Genomic DNA, 13,736 nt, shown 5'->3' on the forward strand with positions numbered 1-13,736 from the left:
GCCGCTGTGGCATCCTGCGCATCGCTTGCGCTTGTTCGAGCCTCTGCGGGAGAGAGACTTCGCGCTGCTGTGGGCAGGGACGCTCGTGTCGCTTTTGGGCGACGGGATCTACCTGGTCGCGCTGCCTTTTGCCGTCCTGGACTTGGACGGATCCGCCACCGACCTCGCGTTGGTCGGCTTCGGCTGGTCGCTGGGGATGGTGGGCTTTCTGCTGCTCGGCGGGCTGGCCGCCGACCGCTACGACAAGCGCCACCAGCTGCTGGTCGCCGACGTCGTGCGGCTGGCGGCGGTGGCGGCGATCGGCGGGCTGTCGCTGGGCGGCGTCCTGGAGATCTGGCACCTGCTCGTGCTCGGGTTCGTTTTCGGCGCGGGCGAAGGGCTCAGCGGGCCGGCCATGAGCGCGATCGTCCCCGAGCTCGTGCCCGCCGAAGGGCTCGTGCAGGCCAACGCGCTACAGGGCTCGCTGCGGCCGATCGCGCTGCGCTTCGCGGGGCCGGCACTGGGCGGCGTGGCCGTCGCGCTGTTTGACACCGGCGGCGCGCTGATCCTCGACGCGGTCACGTTCGGCATCTCGATCGCCTGCCTGCTGGCGATGGGCGCGCGGGTACCGGTCCATGAGGGCGAGCACGAGCCGCTGCGCGCGCAGCTGCGCGAGGCGGCGCGGTTCGTGAAGACCCAGACGTGGCTGTGGGCGACGCTGGTAATGGCCGCCGTCTCGCTGCTGTTCTTCCTCGGCCCGCTCGAGGTGCTGGTCCCTATCCGGATCGACGACGAGCTGGGCGGTGGCGCCAGCGACTTCGGCATCGTGCTGGCGGCGGCGGGCATCGGCGCGACGATCGGCACGGCGGCGCTCGGCCACTTCGGCATGCCGCGCCGCGAGATCAGCGCGCTGTACGGCTTCTGGGGCATCGCCGGCTTCTGCCTGATCGGCTACGCGTTCGCCCAGGAGGTCTGGCAGCTCGTGCTGTTCAGCTTCGCGTTCGGCCTGTTCGAGGGCGCGGGCAACCCGATCTGGTCGACGCTCATGCAAGTGCGCGTGCCGGTCGCCCTGCGCGGGCGCGTCTCGTCGCTGGACTGGCTCGTGTCGGTCGGGCTGACGCCGGTCAGCTTCGCGCTGACCGGCCCGCTGGCGGCGGCGATGGGCCCCGCGGCAGTGTTGTGCATGGCGGGGCTGGTGGCCGGCGGCTTCACGGTCAGTGCGCTGTTCGTGATCCCCGGCCTGCGCGCCGAGAACGGCGGGATCGCGCGCGCCAACGCCGCCGCCGCCGCGGCCAGGGCGAAGCCGCCTCAGCCGCCGATGAGCGAGCCGATGTCCTCGGCGAACGCCGGGTAGGAGACCTCGGCGGCCTCCATCCCCTCGACGGTCACGCCGTCGTCGGAGGCCAGGCCGGCGATCGCTCCCAGCATCGCCAGGCGATGGTCGCCGTGCGAGTGGATTGTGCCGCCCTTCAGGCCGCCGGTGCCGCGGACGACGAAGCCGTCCTCGGTCGCCTCCAGGTCGCCGCCGAGCGCGTTGAGGCCGTCGACGACGGTCGCGATCCGGTCGGACTCCTTCAGGCGCAGCTCGTGGGCGCCCGTGACGATCGTCTCGCCCTCGGCGAAGCAGCCCAGCAGCGCCACGAGCGGCAGCTCGTCGATCGCCAGCGGGACCTCGTCGGGCGTGACGGTCGTGCCGGTCAGCGGGCCGTGAGCGACCTCCAGGTCGCCGATCGGCTCGGTGCCGACGACGCCGTCGCCGGGCGCGTCCTCCAGCTCGCCGATGATGATCCCGCCCATCCGCTCGACGATCCGATGAAAGCCGGTGCGGGTCCAGTTGGTACCGGAGCCGACGACCTTCACGCGTGACCCGCCGACCAGGACGCCGGCCGCGATCAGGAACGCGGCGCTCGAAGGGTCGCCGGGGACCGTGAGGTCGTCGAGGACGAGCTCGTCGACGTTGGTGACCGTGACGTGGAGGCCGTTGCGATGGACGGTGACGCCGGCGGCGGCGAGCATCCGCTCGGTGTGGTCGCGCGACGGCGCGGGCTCGACCACCGTGGTCGCGCCGTCGGCGAGCATGCCCGCAAGCAACACGCAGGACTTGACCTGGGCGGAGGCGACCGGCAGGTCGTAGGTGATGGCCTTGAGGTGGGCGCCGGTGACCGTGAACGGCGGCAAGCGGTCGTCGGTGGCGTCGATCGTCGCGCCCATCGCGCGCAGCGGCTCGGCGATGCGGTCGACCGGGCGGCGGCGGATCGAGCTGTCGCCGTCCAAGGTGTAGGCATTACCTTCCTGCCCGGCCAGCCAGCCGGGCAGCAGGCGCATCAGGGTTCCCGCGTTGCCGACGTCGATCGGGGAGTCGGGCACCTGCGCGTTGCGCAGCCCGGTGCCGCGGATCGTGACGAGGTCGCCTTCGATGGTGACCAGCGCGCCGAGCGCCTGGACGGCCTTCAGCGTCGAGGTGGTGTCCTCGGCGTGCAGGTAGTTGCGCACCCGGACCGGCTCGGCGGCCATCGCGCCGAGGATCGCGGCCCGGTGCGAGATCGACTTGTCGGCCGGCGGGCGGACCGACCCCTTCAACTTCTTGGCCGGAGCCCAGTGGACGGTGGTCATGATTCGGTGAGGACCTCGTCGATCAGCGACCGCGCGCGTTCATGGTGCTCTTCGGCCACCCAGAGGGCGACCTCGCCGCTGCGGAAGTCGGGTTGGGGAGAAAGGGTCATGTCGTGGATGTTGATCCCGGCGCGGGAGAGCTTCAGCGCGAGGTCGGCGACGACGCCCGGGCGGTTGGGGACGACGCGACGGATCTCGGCGAGCTGGCCGCCGGTCATGCCGATGTCGAGCAGCGCGCGGCGTTGTTGTTGGGCTTGCTGTTGCCACGCCTCGATCGCGGCGGTGTCATCGCGCGCCAGCAGCTCGCGTGCCTCGGTCAGCAGCGTGATCGTCGCGTCGAGCCCGTCGAGGACCGCGTCGCGGTTGGCGTCGTAGATCCCGGCCCAGAGCGGCGGGTTGGCGCCGGCCACGCGCGTGGCGTCGCGGAAGCTCGGGCCGACGACCGGGATCGCCTCGTCGCCGAGCGCCTTGGTGGCCTGCGCGACCATCGCGTTGGCGACGACGTGCGGGACGTGGGAGAAGGCGGCCATCAGGCGGTCGTGGTCGCCGGCGTCGATGATCGTCGGCACCGCGCCGAGGCCAACAACGAAGCGGTGCAGCCGCTCCAGCAGGATGCCCTCGGAGTCAGCGCGCGGCGTGAGGTACCAGGTGGCGTTGGCGAAGAGGTCGGCACGGGCGTTCTCCACCCCCGCGACCTCCGCACCGGCGAGCGGATGGCCGCCGATGTAGGGGTCGCGCGAGTTGGCGGCCACGAGCGCCGCCTTGGTCGATCCGACGTCGGTGACCACCGCGCCCGGGAACCGCTCGCAGGCATCGCCCACCAACGACGACAACTCGCCGACCGGAGCGGCGACGACGACGACGTCCACGCCCTCGATCGCGTCGAGGCTCGGCGCGGCGACGTCCACCACCCCCCGCTCCAGCGCCTTCTCGCGCACGCCCGGGTCCGGGTCCCACCCGACCACGCGCGCGCTCGTCCGCTCGCGCGCGGCCAGGCCGACCGAGCCGCCGATCAACCCCAGCCCGACGAGGGCCAGGCGAAACGACGGCTCGGAGCGAAAGGACTCGCCTGGCGGCTCGCCTTCCGGGCGCGAGCTCGCCGAGGGGCTCGCTCGCGCGCCTGTGGATGACTCGTCCGCCACGCGGCTCTACGCGGCTGCGCCCTGCGTGGCGGCGGCGCCGAAGGGCAGCTTGCCCGCCAGCTCGGCCGCCTGCTCGACCTTGCGGGCGTAGGCGTTGAACTGGTCGACGCGGATCTGCTGCGGGCCGTCGCAGATCGCCTCGTCGGGCTCCGGGTGCGTCTCGACGATGATGCCGTCGGCGCCCGCGGCCGCGGCGGCCAGCGAGAGCGGCTCGACCAGCGCGCGGCGGCCGGCGGCGTGCGACGGGTCGACGACGATCGGCAGGTGCGTCATCTCCTTCAGCACCGGGATCGCCGTGAGGTCGAGCGTGAAGCGGTAAGCGGTCTCGAAGGTGCGGATGCCGCGCTCGCAGAGCATCACGCTCTCGTTGCCCTCCTTGAGGACGTACTCGGAAGCCATGATCAGCTCCTCGAGCGTGGAGGACAGCCCGCGCTTGATCAGGACCGGGATGCCGGAGCGGCCGATCTCGCTCAGCAGCGGGTAGTTCTGCATGTTGCGCGCGCCGATCTGGATGACGTCGGCGACTTCAGCGACGGCCTCGATGTCGCGGGCGTCCATCAGCTCGGTGACGATCGGCAGGCCGGTGCGGGCCTTGGCCTCGGCGAGCAGCCGCAGGCCTTCCTGGCCGAGACCCTGGAAGGCGTAGGGCGAGGTGCGCGGCTTGTAGGCGCCGCCGCGGAAGAGGTTGGCGCCGGCGGCGAGCATCGCGTCGGCGGTGTCGAGCGTCTGGTCGCGCGTCTCGACGGTGCACGGGCCGGCGATGAGCGCGAAGTGATCGCCGCCGATCTTGGCCCCGCCGATCTCCAGGACAGTGCGCTGGTCGCCCTTGATCTGAGTCGAAGCAAGCTTGTAGGGCTTGAGGATCGGGACGACCTTCTCGACGCCGTCATGGCCTTCGAGGCCGAGACGCGCGACGTGCTCGCGATCGCCGATCGCGCCGATGATCGTCACCTCCTCCCCCCGGCTCGGGTGCGCCTGGGCACCGACGGACTCGATCCGCTCGATCACGGCGTTCACCTGGTCCTCGGTGGCCGTCGGCTTCATCACGATCATCATCTTGGTGCTCTTTCTGCGTGCTTGGAGTGGAAAGTCTAGGAGGCGATTGGGTCTGGCGCAGTGCGAGTCCATGCCAGACCGCACGCGCACAGGCGGGGGCTTTACCGGCGCTCGACCCCTGGGGTCCGATGCGGACACGGCCACGCGGCCGGACCGAGCGCCTAGCTAAATCGCCAATACCAAGCAAAAAGGGTGCCGCTCGCGAACACGTCGTCGCCACCGGCCGGGCCGGCGTGCGAAGTCCGCGTGGTGTAGGGCGAGCGGGACATGCTGCGGCGCGTATGTAAGCACACGGCCCGGGCGGTTGGGAAGGGCTCGTCGTGCCGGGTGGCTTGGGTGGCCTGGGTTTGCGCGCGGCGTTGGTGGTGCTTCGCTCATCAAAGGGCGTGAGGCTGTTGTGGCGTGGCGACCGCTTGGGGTGTGGATCGTCGCGTCGGGCGATGCCGGCGGCGGGGATTTACAGCCGCATCAAGACATCAGACTCGGCCTCCACGGCGGTCCGTCGGCCGCTGGGGTTCGAGGGACCAGGGTTTCGGAGATCCGGGTCGCTGAGAGCTGCATATGCCAGCTCGGAGCGACCCGCACCTCGAAATCAGGATCCGGGTCGCTGCAACCGGAATATGTCCGGCTCACGCGACCCGGACCTCGAAATCGGGATCCGGGTCGAGTTAGCACGAACTATTGGTCATAACTCGACCCGCATCCCGAAACCGTCCCTCCTTCGGGCCCGAACCCTCGAACCCCGCGGCCGACGGACGCCCCTTGAGGCCCGGATTGATGTCTTGATGCGCTGTTCGCCCCGGCGGTGGCGGCACCAACCACGACGATCCACACCCCAGGCGGCGGCCACGCCACAACGGCCTCACGCCCTTCGGTGCCAACAGACCACGCCCGCGGCACCCCAAGCGCCCCGCGCTGAACGCCTACAACAGCTCGCGCAACACGCCCAAGAACCGCGCGTTCTGCTCCGGCGTCCCGTACGTCACGCGCAGCGCGCCCGGGCGGCCGAGGGCCGCACCGGAGCGCACCAGCACGCCCTTCTCGGTCAGGCCCGCCACGATCCGCTTCTCCGCCTCGCCGGGCTCCTCCCCCTCCCGCGCCGGCAGATCGAACCACGCGAAGTTCGCCTGCGACGCCGCGGCGCTGATCCCCAGCTCGCCCAACCCGTCCTCGAGCTCCAGCCGCGCGACGATCGCGCGCTCGACCCGCGCCTGCACCGCGTCGCCGTGCTTCAAGGACTCCACCGCCGCCGCCTGCGCGGCCGCGTTGCAGAAGAACGGCTGACGCACCTGGTTGACCGCGGTGACGAAGGCGTCAGAACCGCATAGCGCGTAGCCGACGCGCAGCCCGCACAACCCGTACACCTTGGAGAAGGTCCTCAACAACACCAAGTTGGGGTGCTTCTTGAGCAGGTCGATCGAGGCGTCCGGATCTTCGAGCGTGTTGTACTCGCAGTAGGCCTCGTCGAGGATCACGCAGACCTGCTTGGGGACCTGCTCGACGAACCGCGTGATGTCGGCCAGCGGGATCGCGGTCGACGTCGGGTTGTTGGGGTTGCAGACGATCGCCAGGCGCGTGGCGGCGGTGATCTCCTTCAACATCGCGTCGAGGTCGTGCTCCTGGGCCTCGTTCAAGGCCACCTGCACCTGCGTCGCGCCGGTCGCCGCCGCCAGGTGCGGGTAGACGCTGAACGACGGCCACGCGTAGACCAGCTCGGCGCCCGGCTCCAGCAGCGCCTCGCCGGCGGCCAGCAAGATGTCGCACGAGCCGTTGCCGATCGCGATCCGCGACGCGGGCACCTCGTAGCGGTCGCTCAGCGCGCCGCGCAGCTTGGCGTTCGTCGGGTCCGGATAGCGGTTGACCCCGGTCAGGATCGCCTGCACGGCCGCTACGACCGGCTCCAGCGGCGGCTCGGGCGACTCGTTGGACGCCAGCAGCGCAACGTCCTCGGGCAGCGCATAGGCCGCGGCCGCGGGGTACACGGGAATGCGGCTGACCGCCGCGGAGAACTCGATCGCCATCGCCTGCGGGAGGCTACCGGCTGGGCGCGGGCGGCCTACTGTGCGGAGTCGAGGTCGACCCGCAGCTTCTGGGCGTCGCCGAGGTAGACGTGCTTGGCCTGGTGGTCAGGCTCGGCGTAGTAGTGCATCAACACGCGGACGACCTTCGGCAGCGAGCCGGGCACCGGGATCTCGCGGGCGCACATCAGCGGCACCTGGTCGAAGCCAAGCTGGCGGGCGGCGACCGCGGGGAACTCCGCGTCGAGGTCGGCAGTGACCGTGAAGATGCAGGAGACGACGTCGTCTGGCGTCAGCGCGTTGCGCTCCAGGATCTCCTTCATCAGCGCCTCGGTCGCCCCGAGGATGTCCGCTGACATGTTGTCTTCGACCGTGTTGGCCCCACGGAGGGCGAAGAGGCGCATCGGGGGCGGCATGATGTCAGGAAGTGCGGCGTCGCTCGTTCGTCCAGGAGCCTGCGGCCCGACGCACCGGCGGCCGACAACCAAGGTGATGGGGTCGACCCCGGCACGTCGCGTCCTCGTGCTCGGCCTTTTGGCCGGGTGTCTCGCGCTGCTCCCGTTCCTGCGGGAGAGCCTCGGCGCGGCCTTGTGGTTTCTGCCGGTCTCGCTGGTGCTCGTCGCGATCTTCGACCTGCTGACGGCCGGGCTTCTGGCCACGCGCTTCCTCGGGCTGGGCTCGTCGCAGCTGCTCGGCCTGGCGGGCGCGTACTTCGGCGCCGGGCTGCTGTCGGTCGTCCACCTGCTGGTGCTGCGCAGCGCGTTCGGCGACGGGCCACTGATCGACGCCGGCCCGCAGGCCGCCGCGTGGCTGTGGGCGGTCTGGCACGGCGGGCTGCCGCTGGCGCTGGCCGTCGCGCTGTGGGGCGGGCCGCTGGAGTGGCGGCGGCGCCTGGCGGGACCGACGGCGCGACGCACGCGGGCGGTGGCAATCGCGTTCTCGGGCGTGATCGTCGCGGTGGCCGCGGTGACCGGGGTCGTCCTGACCGTCGGCTCCTCGCTGCCGACGATCGTCTCGGGCGGCCGGCTCTCCGACGTCGGCCTGATCACCGCGCCGGTGGTGCTCGGACTGGACTTGCTGGCGCTCGTGATCGTGGCGCGGCGCGGGCGGCGCAGCGCGATCGAGCGCCGGCTGCTGATCGTCGTCGCGACGACCTTCGCGGGGACGGCGCTGACGCTGGCCGCACTTTCTCGCTACACGGTCGGCTGGTACGCGGCCGGCGTCCTGGACCTGATCGGCTCGGGGCTGCTGCTGTCGGTCGTCGCGGGCGGGCTGGGCCGGTTGGGCGTCTTGGGCGTGCGCGCCGACGCGTCGGCGGGCGAGCGGGATCCGCTGACCGGCGTGCGGACGCGTGCGGCGACGCTGACCGCGGCCGACCACCTGGCGTCGACGCGCGCCGACGGCGCGCCGTTGGGCCTGGCGCTGCTGGACGTCGACGGGCTGCGGCGGATCGCCGACGAGCACGGCCCGCTGGCGGCCGACGCGGTGCTGATGACGGTCGCGCGCCGCTTGCGCGGGCTGTTGCGCGACCGCGACGTCTTGGGGCGCGCCGGCGACGAGGGCTTCCTGCTGCTGCTGCCCGACACCGACTCCGAGGGCGTGACGCTGGCGGTCGACCGCGCGGTGGCGGCGATCCGCGAGCAGAAGGTCGGCACGTGGGCCTACGACGTGCGCACGACGGCGTCGGCAGGAATCGCGATGGTGGGCGTGGGCGACTCTGCGGTCTCCGATGGCTTGGCCGCCGCCGACCTGGCGCTCAACCAGGCCAAGGCGCACGGGCGCGACCAGGTGGTCAGCCCGGCGCGCGCGCTGGTGGTGCCGCTGCGTCGCGCAGGCGCTGGACCTCCGCGGGGCTGAGCCGGCGGACGCGGCCTTCCTTGAGGTCGCCGAGCCGCAGCGGCCCGAAGGCCACCCGCTCCAGCGACTGCACCGGGTGCCCCACCGCCGTGCACATCCGGCGCACCTGCCGTTTGCGGCCTTCTCTGAGGGTGATCTGCAACACCCCGGACTCGATCTGCCGCACTTCGGCAGGCAGGGTTGGTCCATCGTCCAACTCAACGCCCTCACGCAACGTGCGCAGCGCCTTCTCCCCCACGAACGCGCCCAGGTGCGCGACGTAGGTCTTGGGCACCTCGTAGCGCGGGTGTGTGAGGCGGTTGGCGAGGTCGCCGTCGTTGGTGAGGAGGATGAGACCGGTGGTCTCCGCGTCCAGGCGCCCGACGGGATAGAGCCGCTGGCCGGGCGCGTCCACCATCGACACGACGGTCGGCCGGTTGTGCGTGTCCTTGGCGGTGGACACGACGCCGCGCGGCTTGTGGACCATCCAGACGACGCGGTCCTCGGCGATCGCCACGTCGTTGCCGTCCACGCGCACGGCGATCGTGCCGTCGACGTCGCGCGCCGGGTCGGTCACGACCTCCTCGCCGACCGTGACGCGGCCGGCGCGGACGATCTCCTCCGCGGCGCGGCGGCTGGCGACTCCAGCGTGGGCGAGGTACTTCGCGAGGCGCATGACGGCCTGCGAGGCTACAAGCATGGACATGGACTACGACGGCCTCCTGGCGTGGCTGCGCGAGCGCCTGGGGCGCCGCGTGATGGCGGCCGTGCAGGGCGACGGCAACTCGGGGCTGTCGGTCGTCGGGCCGCTGCTGGTACGCGACGACGGCGAGGTGACGCTGGTCGAGCCGCGGCCGGGGCGGGTCGCAGCGTGGTCGATCGGCGGCGCGACGCTGCTGTTGCTGGAGGGCGACTTCGTGTCGTGCCGGAGCGCCGAGATGCAGCCGGGCGGGCCGATGATCGTGCAGGCGACGTTCCACGACATGGTCGTCACGGTCGGCGAGGTCCCGCCGGGAGCTAGCCTGTAGCGCTCTTCTTCGTCATGGACCTCCAGCTTCTCGACACCACGCTGAGTGATCTCGGCCAGCCATCCTTCCGCGCCAAGCAGGTGTGGGAGTGGACGGCGCGCGGCACCGCGGACTACGAGGGCATGACGAACCTGCCCGCCGAATTGCGGTCCCAGCTTCACGAGCGCGTGCCGTTCTCCACGTTGGAGGTCACCAACGAGGCGCACTCCAAGGACGGCACGATCAAGGCCTTGTTCAAGACGGTCAAGGACGGCCGGCCCGTCGAGGCCGTGTTGATGCGCTACCGCGACGGGCGCCGGTCGCTGTGCCTGTCGTCGCAGTCCGGGTGCCCGCTGACGTGCACGTTCTGCGCGACGGGCACGATGAAGTTCGGCCGCAACCTGACCGTCTCCGAGATCCTCGACCAGGCGCTGCACTTCCGCCGGATCGAGGAGGTCGACCACGTCGTGTTCATGGGCATGGGCGAGCCGATGATGAACCTCGACAACGTGCTCGAGGCGTGCCGCCGGCTGCCCGACGTCGGCGTGACGCACCGGCGCACCGCGATCTCGACGGTCGGCTGGGTCCCCGGGATCGAGCGCCTGACCGAGACCGACATGCCGATCCGCCTGGCGCTGTCGCTGCACGCCGCCGATGAGACGCTGCGCTCGCAGATCATGCCGGTCAACGACCGCTACTCGCTGGCGAGCGTGTTGGAGGCGTGCGACCGCTTCTACGAGACCAAGCGCCGCATGGTCTTCATCGAGTACGTGATGCTCAAGGGCGTCAACGACTCCTACGCCCAGGCCGTCCAGCTCGCCAACGTGCTGGACCCCAAGAAGTACAAGATCAACCTCATCCCCTACAACCCGACCGGGACCTATGACGGGTCGGGCCGCGAGGCCATCGCCGCGTTCAAGGCGGCGTTGGAAGAGCACGGGATCGGGGCAACCGTGCGGCTCACGCGCGGGCAGGACATCGACGCCGCTTGTGGCCAGCTGGCCGCCAAAGCACTAGCGTCCGCGTCCTAGTGCCATCACTTGACGATCTGCACCGCGAGGCGCGCCTCCTCGAACGCGCGCACCGCGCCGGGGACGAGGCGGCCATCGAGCGCGTAGCGCCGTGGCGCCCGGACGCGCGCAAGCCGCTGAAGGACGCGGGCGCGCAGCTCGTCGTCGCGCGCGAGCACGGCTTCCCGTCGTGGGCGAAGTTGCGGACGTGGGTCGAGCGCGTGGCGATCAGCTCCCCGGAGCACGCGTTCCATATCGACATGGAGTACTACGAGGAACGTGCTGACGGCTTGCTCGCGTCGGCTCTCGACGGCACGCCTTCCGCCGCGGCCGCGTTCGAAGCCGAGGGCCAGGAGCTGGACACCGACGGCGCCCGCGCGGTCGTCGCCCGGCGCCACGGGTTCCCGTCGTGGTCCTCGCTCGGCCGCCACGTCCGGGCGCTGGACGAGGCCGGCGACCCCTTCCGCCGCGCCTACCTCGCCCTGGAAGCCCGCGACCACGCCGGGCTGGCCGACATCCTCGCCCGCTTCCCCGAGCTGGCGACCGCCAACGGCACCAACGGCAACGCGCTCATCAACATGGCGCCCGACCAGGAGACGATCGCGCTCCTGCTCGACGCCGGCGCCGACGTCGCGCACCCCAACGCCCACGGCTGGACGCCGCTGCACCAGGCGGCCTATGGGAACCACGCCGCGCTGGCGTCGTTCCTCCTCGCCCACGACGCGCCGGCCGACGTCTCGGCCCGCGGCGCCGGCGGCACCCCGCTCGTCGTCGCACTGTTCTGGGGTCATCACGCGGTGGTCGAGCCGCTCGCCGTCGCCTCGCGCCACCCCAACAACCTCCGCGTCGCCGCCGGCCTCGGCGACCTCGACCGGATCCGCACGCTCGTCCCCGCTCCCGGCGCACCAAACGAGGAAGCGGGCGCGCTGCGCGGCTTCTACCGCCCGCACGGCGGCTTCCCGGCGTGGACGCCGTCCGACGACCCGCAGGAGATCCTCGACGAGGCCCTCACCTGGGCTTCCCGCGCCGACCGAGCCGATGCCGTCGCGCTGCTCGTGGAGCTCGGCGCGTCACCCGCCGCCGACGTCTACCGCGGCACCGCCCTCACGTGGGCGGCGGCGACAGACGCCGTCGCGGCGATCGAACGCCTCGTCTCTCTCGGCGCCGACGTCAACCAACGCGCCACCTTCGGTGGCCCCGACCACGGCGTCGACGTCACCGCCCTGCACATCGCCGCCCAGGCGGGCAATACCAGCGCCGTCGACGCCCTTCTCGCCGCGGGCGCCGACCCGACCCTCCGCGACGCCCTCTCCAACGGCACCGCCGCCGGCTGGGCCCATCAGGGCGGCCAGCTCACGCTCGCCGAGCGCCTGGCCGCCCTCGAACGCTGACGCGGCGCTCAGGCGCCGCCCGTGCCGGGCTTCATAGCCGGGTCCTTCGACGACAGGCCCTTCGCGCGCTTCTTATCGAAGGAGAACCCGGCGATGGTGCGCTTGAAGCCGTCCATCGTGATCGCGCAGACAGGGTCCTTGCCGCTGCAGGCACCCGCCCACTCGGCGAAGCGGGACGCCTTGCCGTTGTGAGCCGTCACGGTCACCTTGGTGCCCTTCGGATACCAGTGCTCGTAGCGGTAGTACTTGACCGACGTGTCGACGTTCCCGTTCGGCTTGACGCTGAGCGTGCCGGGAGTGCCGAGCCAGACCGGAGCCAGGCGCACAGTCCCGGCGTCGCTCCACGCCTTGGCCTTGGTCCCGACTGCGGGTGGCGCGTTAGGGTCCGTCGCGGCCGGCTGTGCCGCGGTCGCTGCGGGCGCGGCCGTGGTGGCGGCGGGCGCCGTCGTGGTCGCCGCGGCCTTGGTCTTAGCCGAGCCGTTGGCGGCGTCATCGGAGGAGTCTCCGCACGCGGCGAGCGCCGTCGCCGCTCCAAGGACCACCACCGCGCTCGCCATCATCGGGCGAAGTCGATACCGCGCGACGTCCTTGGGCTTCAGTTCTTCGGGCATTCCGCTTCCTTCATCGTGTGACGACCCTTTCGCTCGCGGGCCAACCCCCGAGCGCCGCGGGCGAGTCTCACATGTGAAGGACGCTCAGCGCCACGCCTTCCATTGACAGCCGGCCTGGTAACCGGCCGGGCGTCAGGGCGAAGGCGCGTCGCCGCTCGGCGGCGAGCCAGGCGCGTCCTCGAAAGACGCGGGGGTCGCGTCGGATGACGCGGTTGCCTCTTCGGCAGGCTCTTCGACGTTCGGCGCGCTCGGCACCGCCGGGACGTCGGTCGCTTCCGCCTCCACCGCCTCGACGTCCGCCTCCACCTCCTCGACGTCCGCCTCCGCCACCTCGGCCTCCGCGTCGGCCACAGGTGTCAGGCCCTCCGCCGCCGGGTCCGCGGCGTCGCCCTCGATCGGCCCATCGTCGCCCGTCTCGCTCGTCTGCCCCATCTCGCCCGTCGTCGGCGCCGAGCCAGCGCGGGCCTCGCCGGCGCGCAGCAGGCGCTCGCGGAGGTCGGACTCCTCCTCGGGCGAGGGGTCCCACTCGGCGACGTCGGGCAGGTCCTCCAGGGAGGTCATGCCGAAGAGCTTGAGGAAGAGCGACGTGGTCCGGTACAGCACCGCGCCGAAGGGCGAGCGGCCGGACTCCTCGATGAGGCCGCGCTCCAGGAGCGTGGAGGCGGCGGAGTCAGCGGATACGCCGCGGATACGCGTGATCTCCGGGCGCGAGACCGGCTGCAGGTAAGCGATGATCGCCAGCGTCTCGGCCTGGGCCGGGGACAACGGCGGCGTGCGCGGCTTGGACAGCAGGCGCCGTGCGGCGGCCTCGGTGTCGGCGGCGGTCGCCAGCGTCCAGCCGCCCGCCAGCTCGCGCAGCTCCAACCCGCGCTGCCCGGGCGCGAAGGCCTCGGTCAGCGCCGCCAGCGCCTCCGCGAGCTCCTCCTCGGAGCACTCGCACGCGGCCAGCAGCTCCATCTCCGTCACCGGCTCGGCCGAGAGGAAGAGGAGCGCCTCGATCGTGCGTGTCAGCACGCTCACGCGCCGCCTCCGCACCGGGAGCGAGCCGCCAGGCGAGGTCCCGGAAGGGAACC

General features: G+C 71.8%; 13 protein-coding genes. 5 read left to right on the forward strand and 8 right to left on the reverse strand.

Annotation, left to right across the window (positions count from 1 at the left end; translation table 11 throughout):
• The first annotated feature begins 25 nt into the window (after window positions 1–25).
• The gene (locus ACT01A_RS04725; protein WP_445151093.1) at window positions 26–1,333 is read left to right on the forward strand and encodes an MFS transporter; all 1,308 of its coding nucleotides are present in this window, start codon (window positions 26–28) and stop codon (window positions 1,331–1,333) included.
• Here the strand turns inward: ACT01A_RS04725 and aroA are convergent.
• From aroA to aroH, 5 genes are all read right to left on the reverse strand, one after another.
• Entirely contained in the window at window positions 1,288–2,592 is a 1,305-nt protein-coding gene (aroA, locus tag ACT01A_RS04730) for a 3-phosphoshikimate 1-carboxyvinyltransferase (protein ID WP_445151094.1), read from the reverse strand. The genes ACT01A_RS04725 and aroA overlap by 46 nt on opposite strands.
• Entirely contained in the window at window positions 2,589–3,734 is a 1,146-nt protein-coding gene (locus ACT01A_RS04735; RefSeq protein WP_445151095.1) for a prephenate dehydrogenase/arogenate dehydrogenase family protein, read from the reverse strand. Before ACT01A_RS04735 ends, aroA begins: the two co-directional genes overlap by 4 nt.
• A gap of 6 nt (window positions 3,735–3,740) precedes the next feature.
• Window positions 3,741–4,787, reverse strand: coding sequence for a 3-deoxy-7-phosphoheptulonate synthase (gene aroF / locus ACT01A_RS04740; protein WP_445152795.1), 1,047 nt, complete (start codon window positions 4,785–4,787; stop codon window positions 3,741–3,743).
• 926 nt (window positions 4,788–5,713) lie between these two features.
• Complete coding sequence (gene hisC, locus ACT01A_RS04745; RefSeq protein WP_445151096.1) at window positions 5,714–6,811, reverse strand: histidinol-phosphate transaminase; 1,098 nt, start codon at window positions 6,809–6,811, stop codon at window positions 5,714–5,716.
• Window positions 6,812–6,846: 35 nt separating this feature from the next.
• Window positions 6,847–7,224, reverse strand: coding sequence for a chorismate mutase (gene aroH / locus ACT01A_RS04750; RefSeq protein WP_445151097.1), 378 nt, complete (start codon window positions 7,222–7,224; stop codon window positions 6,847–6,849).
• Window positions 7,225–7,300: 76 nt separating this feature from the next.
• On the opposite strand from aroH, the gene ACT01A_RS04755 reads away from it, so the two are divergent.
• Window positions 7,301–8,665, forward strand: coding sequence for a diguanylate cyclase domain-containing protein (locus tag ACT01A_RS04755; RefSeq protein WP_445151098.1), 1,365 nt, complete (start codon window positions 7,301–7,303; stop codon window positions 8,663–8,665).
• Here ACT01A_RS04755 and ACT01A_RS04760 read toward each other — a convergent pair.
• On the reverse strand, window positions 8,601–9,350 hold the full coding sequence (locus tag ACT01A_RS04760; protein ID WP_445151099.1) for a pseudouridine synthase: 750 nt from the start codon (window positions 9,348–9,350) through the stop codon (window positions 8,601–8,603). The genes ACT01A_RS04755 and ACT01A_RS04760 overlap by 65 nt on opposite strands.
• On the opposite strand from ACT01A_RS04760, the gene ACT01A_RS04765 reads away from it, so the two are divergent.
• From ACT01A_RS04765 to ACT01A_RS04775, 3 genes are read left to right on the forward strand one after another with little or no spacing between them, the layout of a single operon-like run.
• Window positions 9,349–9,672, forward strand: a complete 324-nt coding sequence (locus ACT01A_RS04765) for a hypothetical protein (protein WP_445151100.1) — start codon at window positions 9,349–9,351, stop codon at window positions 9,670–9,672. The two genes, ACT01A_RS04760 and ACT01A_RS04765, sit on opposite strands and share 2 nt — an antisense overlap.
• 14 nt (window positions 9,673–9,686) lie before the next feature.
• Entirely contained in the window at window positions 9,687–10,682 is a 996-nt protein-coding gene (gene rlmN, locus ACT01A_RS04770) for a 23S rRNA (adenine(2503)-C(2))-methyltransferase RlmN (protein ID WP_445151101.1), read from the forward strand.
• The gene (locus ACT01A_RS04775; RefSeq protein WP_445151102.1) at window positions 10,682–12,052 is read left to right on the forward strand and encodes an ankyrin repeat domain-containing protein; all 1,371 of its coding nucleotides are present in this window, start codon (window positions 10,682–10,684) and stop codon (window positions 12,050–12,052) included. The genes rlmN and ACT01A_RS04775 overlap by 1 nt, the downstream gene beginning before the upstream one ends.
• An 8-nt stretch (window positions 12,053–12,060) precedes the next feature.
• Here the strand turns inward: ACT01A_RS04775 and ACT01A_RS04780 are convergent, their stop codons facing one another.
• Together ACT01A_RS04780 and scpB are read right to left on the reverse strand one after the other, a co-directional pair.
• Window positions 12,061–12,663 carry a hypothetical protein gene (locus ACT01A_RS04780; RefSeq protein WP_445151103.1) on the reverse strand — a complete coding sequence of 201 codons (603 nt, stop codon included), beginning with the start codon at window positions 12,661–12,663 and terminating at the stop codon, window positions 12,061–12,063.
• Window positions 12,664–12,795: 132 nt separating this feature from the next.
• Complete coding sequence (gene scpB, locus ACT01A_RS04785; protein ID WP_445151104.1) at window positions 12,796–13,683, reverse strand: SMC-Scp complex subunit ScpB; 888 nt, start codon at window positions 13,681–13,683, stop codon at window positions 12,796–12,798.
• Between the last annotated feature and the right edge of the window lie 53 nt (window positions 13,684–13,736).

The sequence above is a fragment of the Baekduia sp. Peel2402 genome (assembly GCF_052567285.1).

Bases quoted from the DNA above. Each gene is read 5' to 3' on its own strand.
- ACT01A_RS04755 (WP_445151098.1), top strand. From the start codon at position 7,301: ATGGGGTCGACCCCGGCACGTCGCGTCCTCGTGCTCGGCCTTTTGGCC.
- aroF (WP_445152795.1), bottom strand. From the start codon at position 4,787: ATGATCGTGATGAAGCCGACGGCCACCGAGGACCAGGTGAACGCCGTG.
- rlmN (WP_445151101.1), top strand. From the start codon at position 9,687: ATGGACCTCCAGCTTCTCGACACCACGCTGAGTGATCTCGGCCAGCCA.
- ACT01A_RS04765 (WP_445151100.1), top strand. From the start codon at position 9,349: ATGGACTACGACGGCCTCCTGGCGTGGCTGCGCGAGCGCCTGGGGCGC.
- aroH (WP_445151097.1), bottom strand. From the start codon at position 7,224: ATGCCGCCCCCGATGCGCCTCTTCGCCCTCCGTGGGGCCAACACGGTC.
- ACT01A_RS04760 (WP_445151099.1), bottom strand. From the start codon at position 9,350: ATGTCCATGCTTGTAGCCTCGCAGGCCGTCATGCGCCTCGCGAAGTAC.
- ACT01A_RS04780 (WP_445151103.1), bottom strand. From the start codon at position 12,663: ATGCCCGAAGAACTGAAGCCCAAGGACGTCGCGCGGTATCGACTTCGC.
- aroA (WP_445151094.1), bottom strand. From the start codon at position 2,592: ATGACCACCGTCCACTGGGCTCCGGCCAAGAAGTTGAAGGGGTCGGTC.
- hisC (WP_445151096.1), bottom strand. From the start codon at position 6,811: ATGGCGATCGAGTTCTCCGCGGCGGTCAGCCGCATTCCCGTGTACCCC.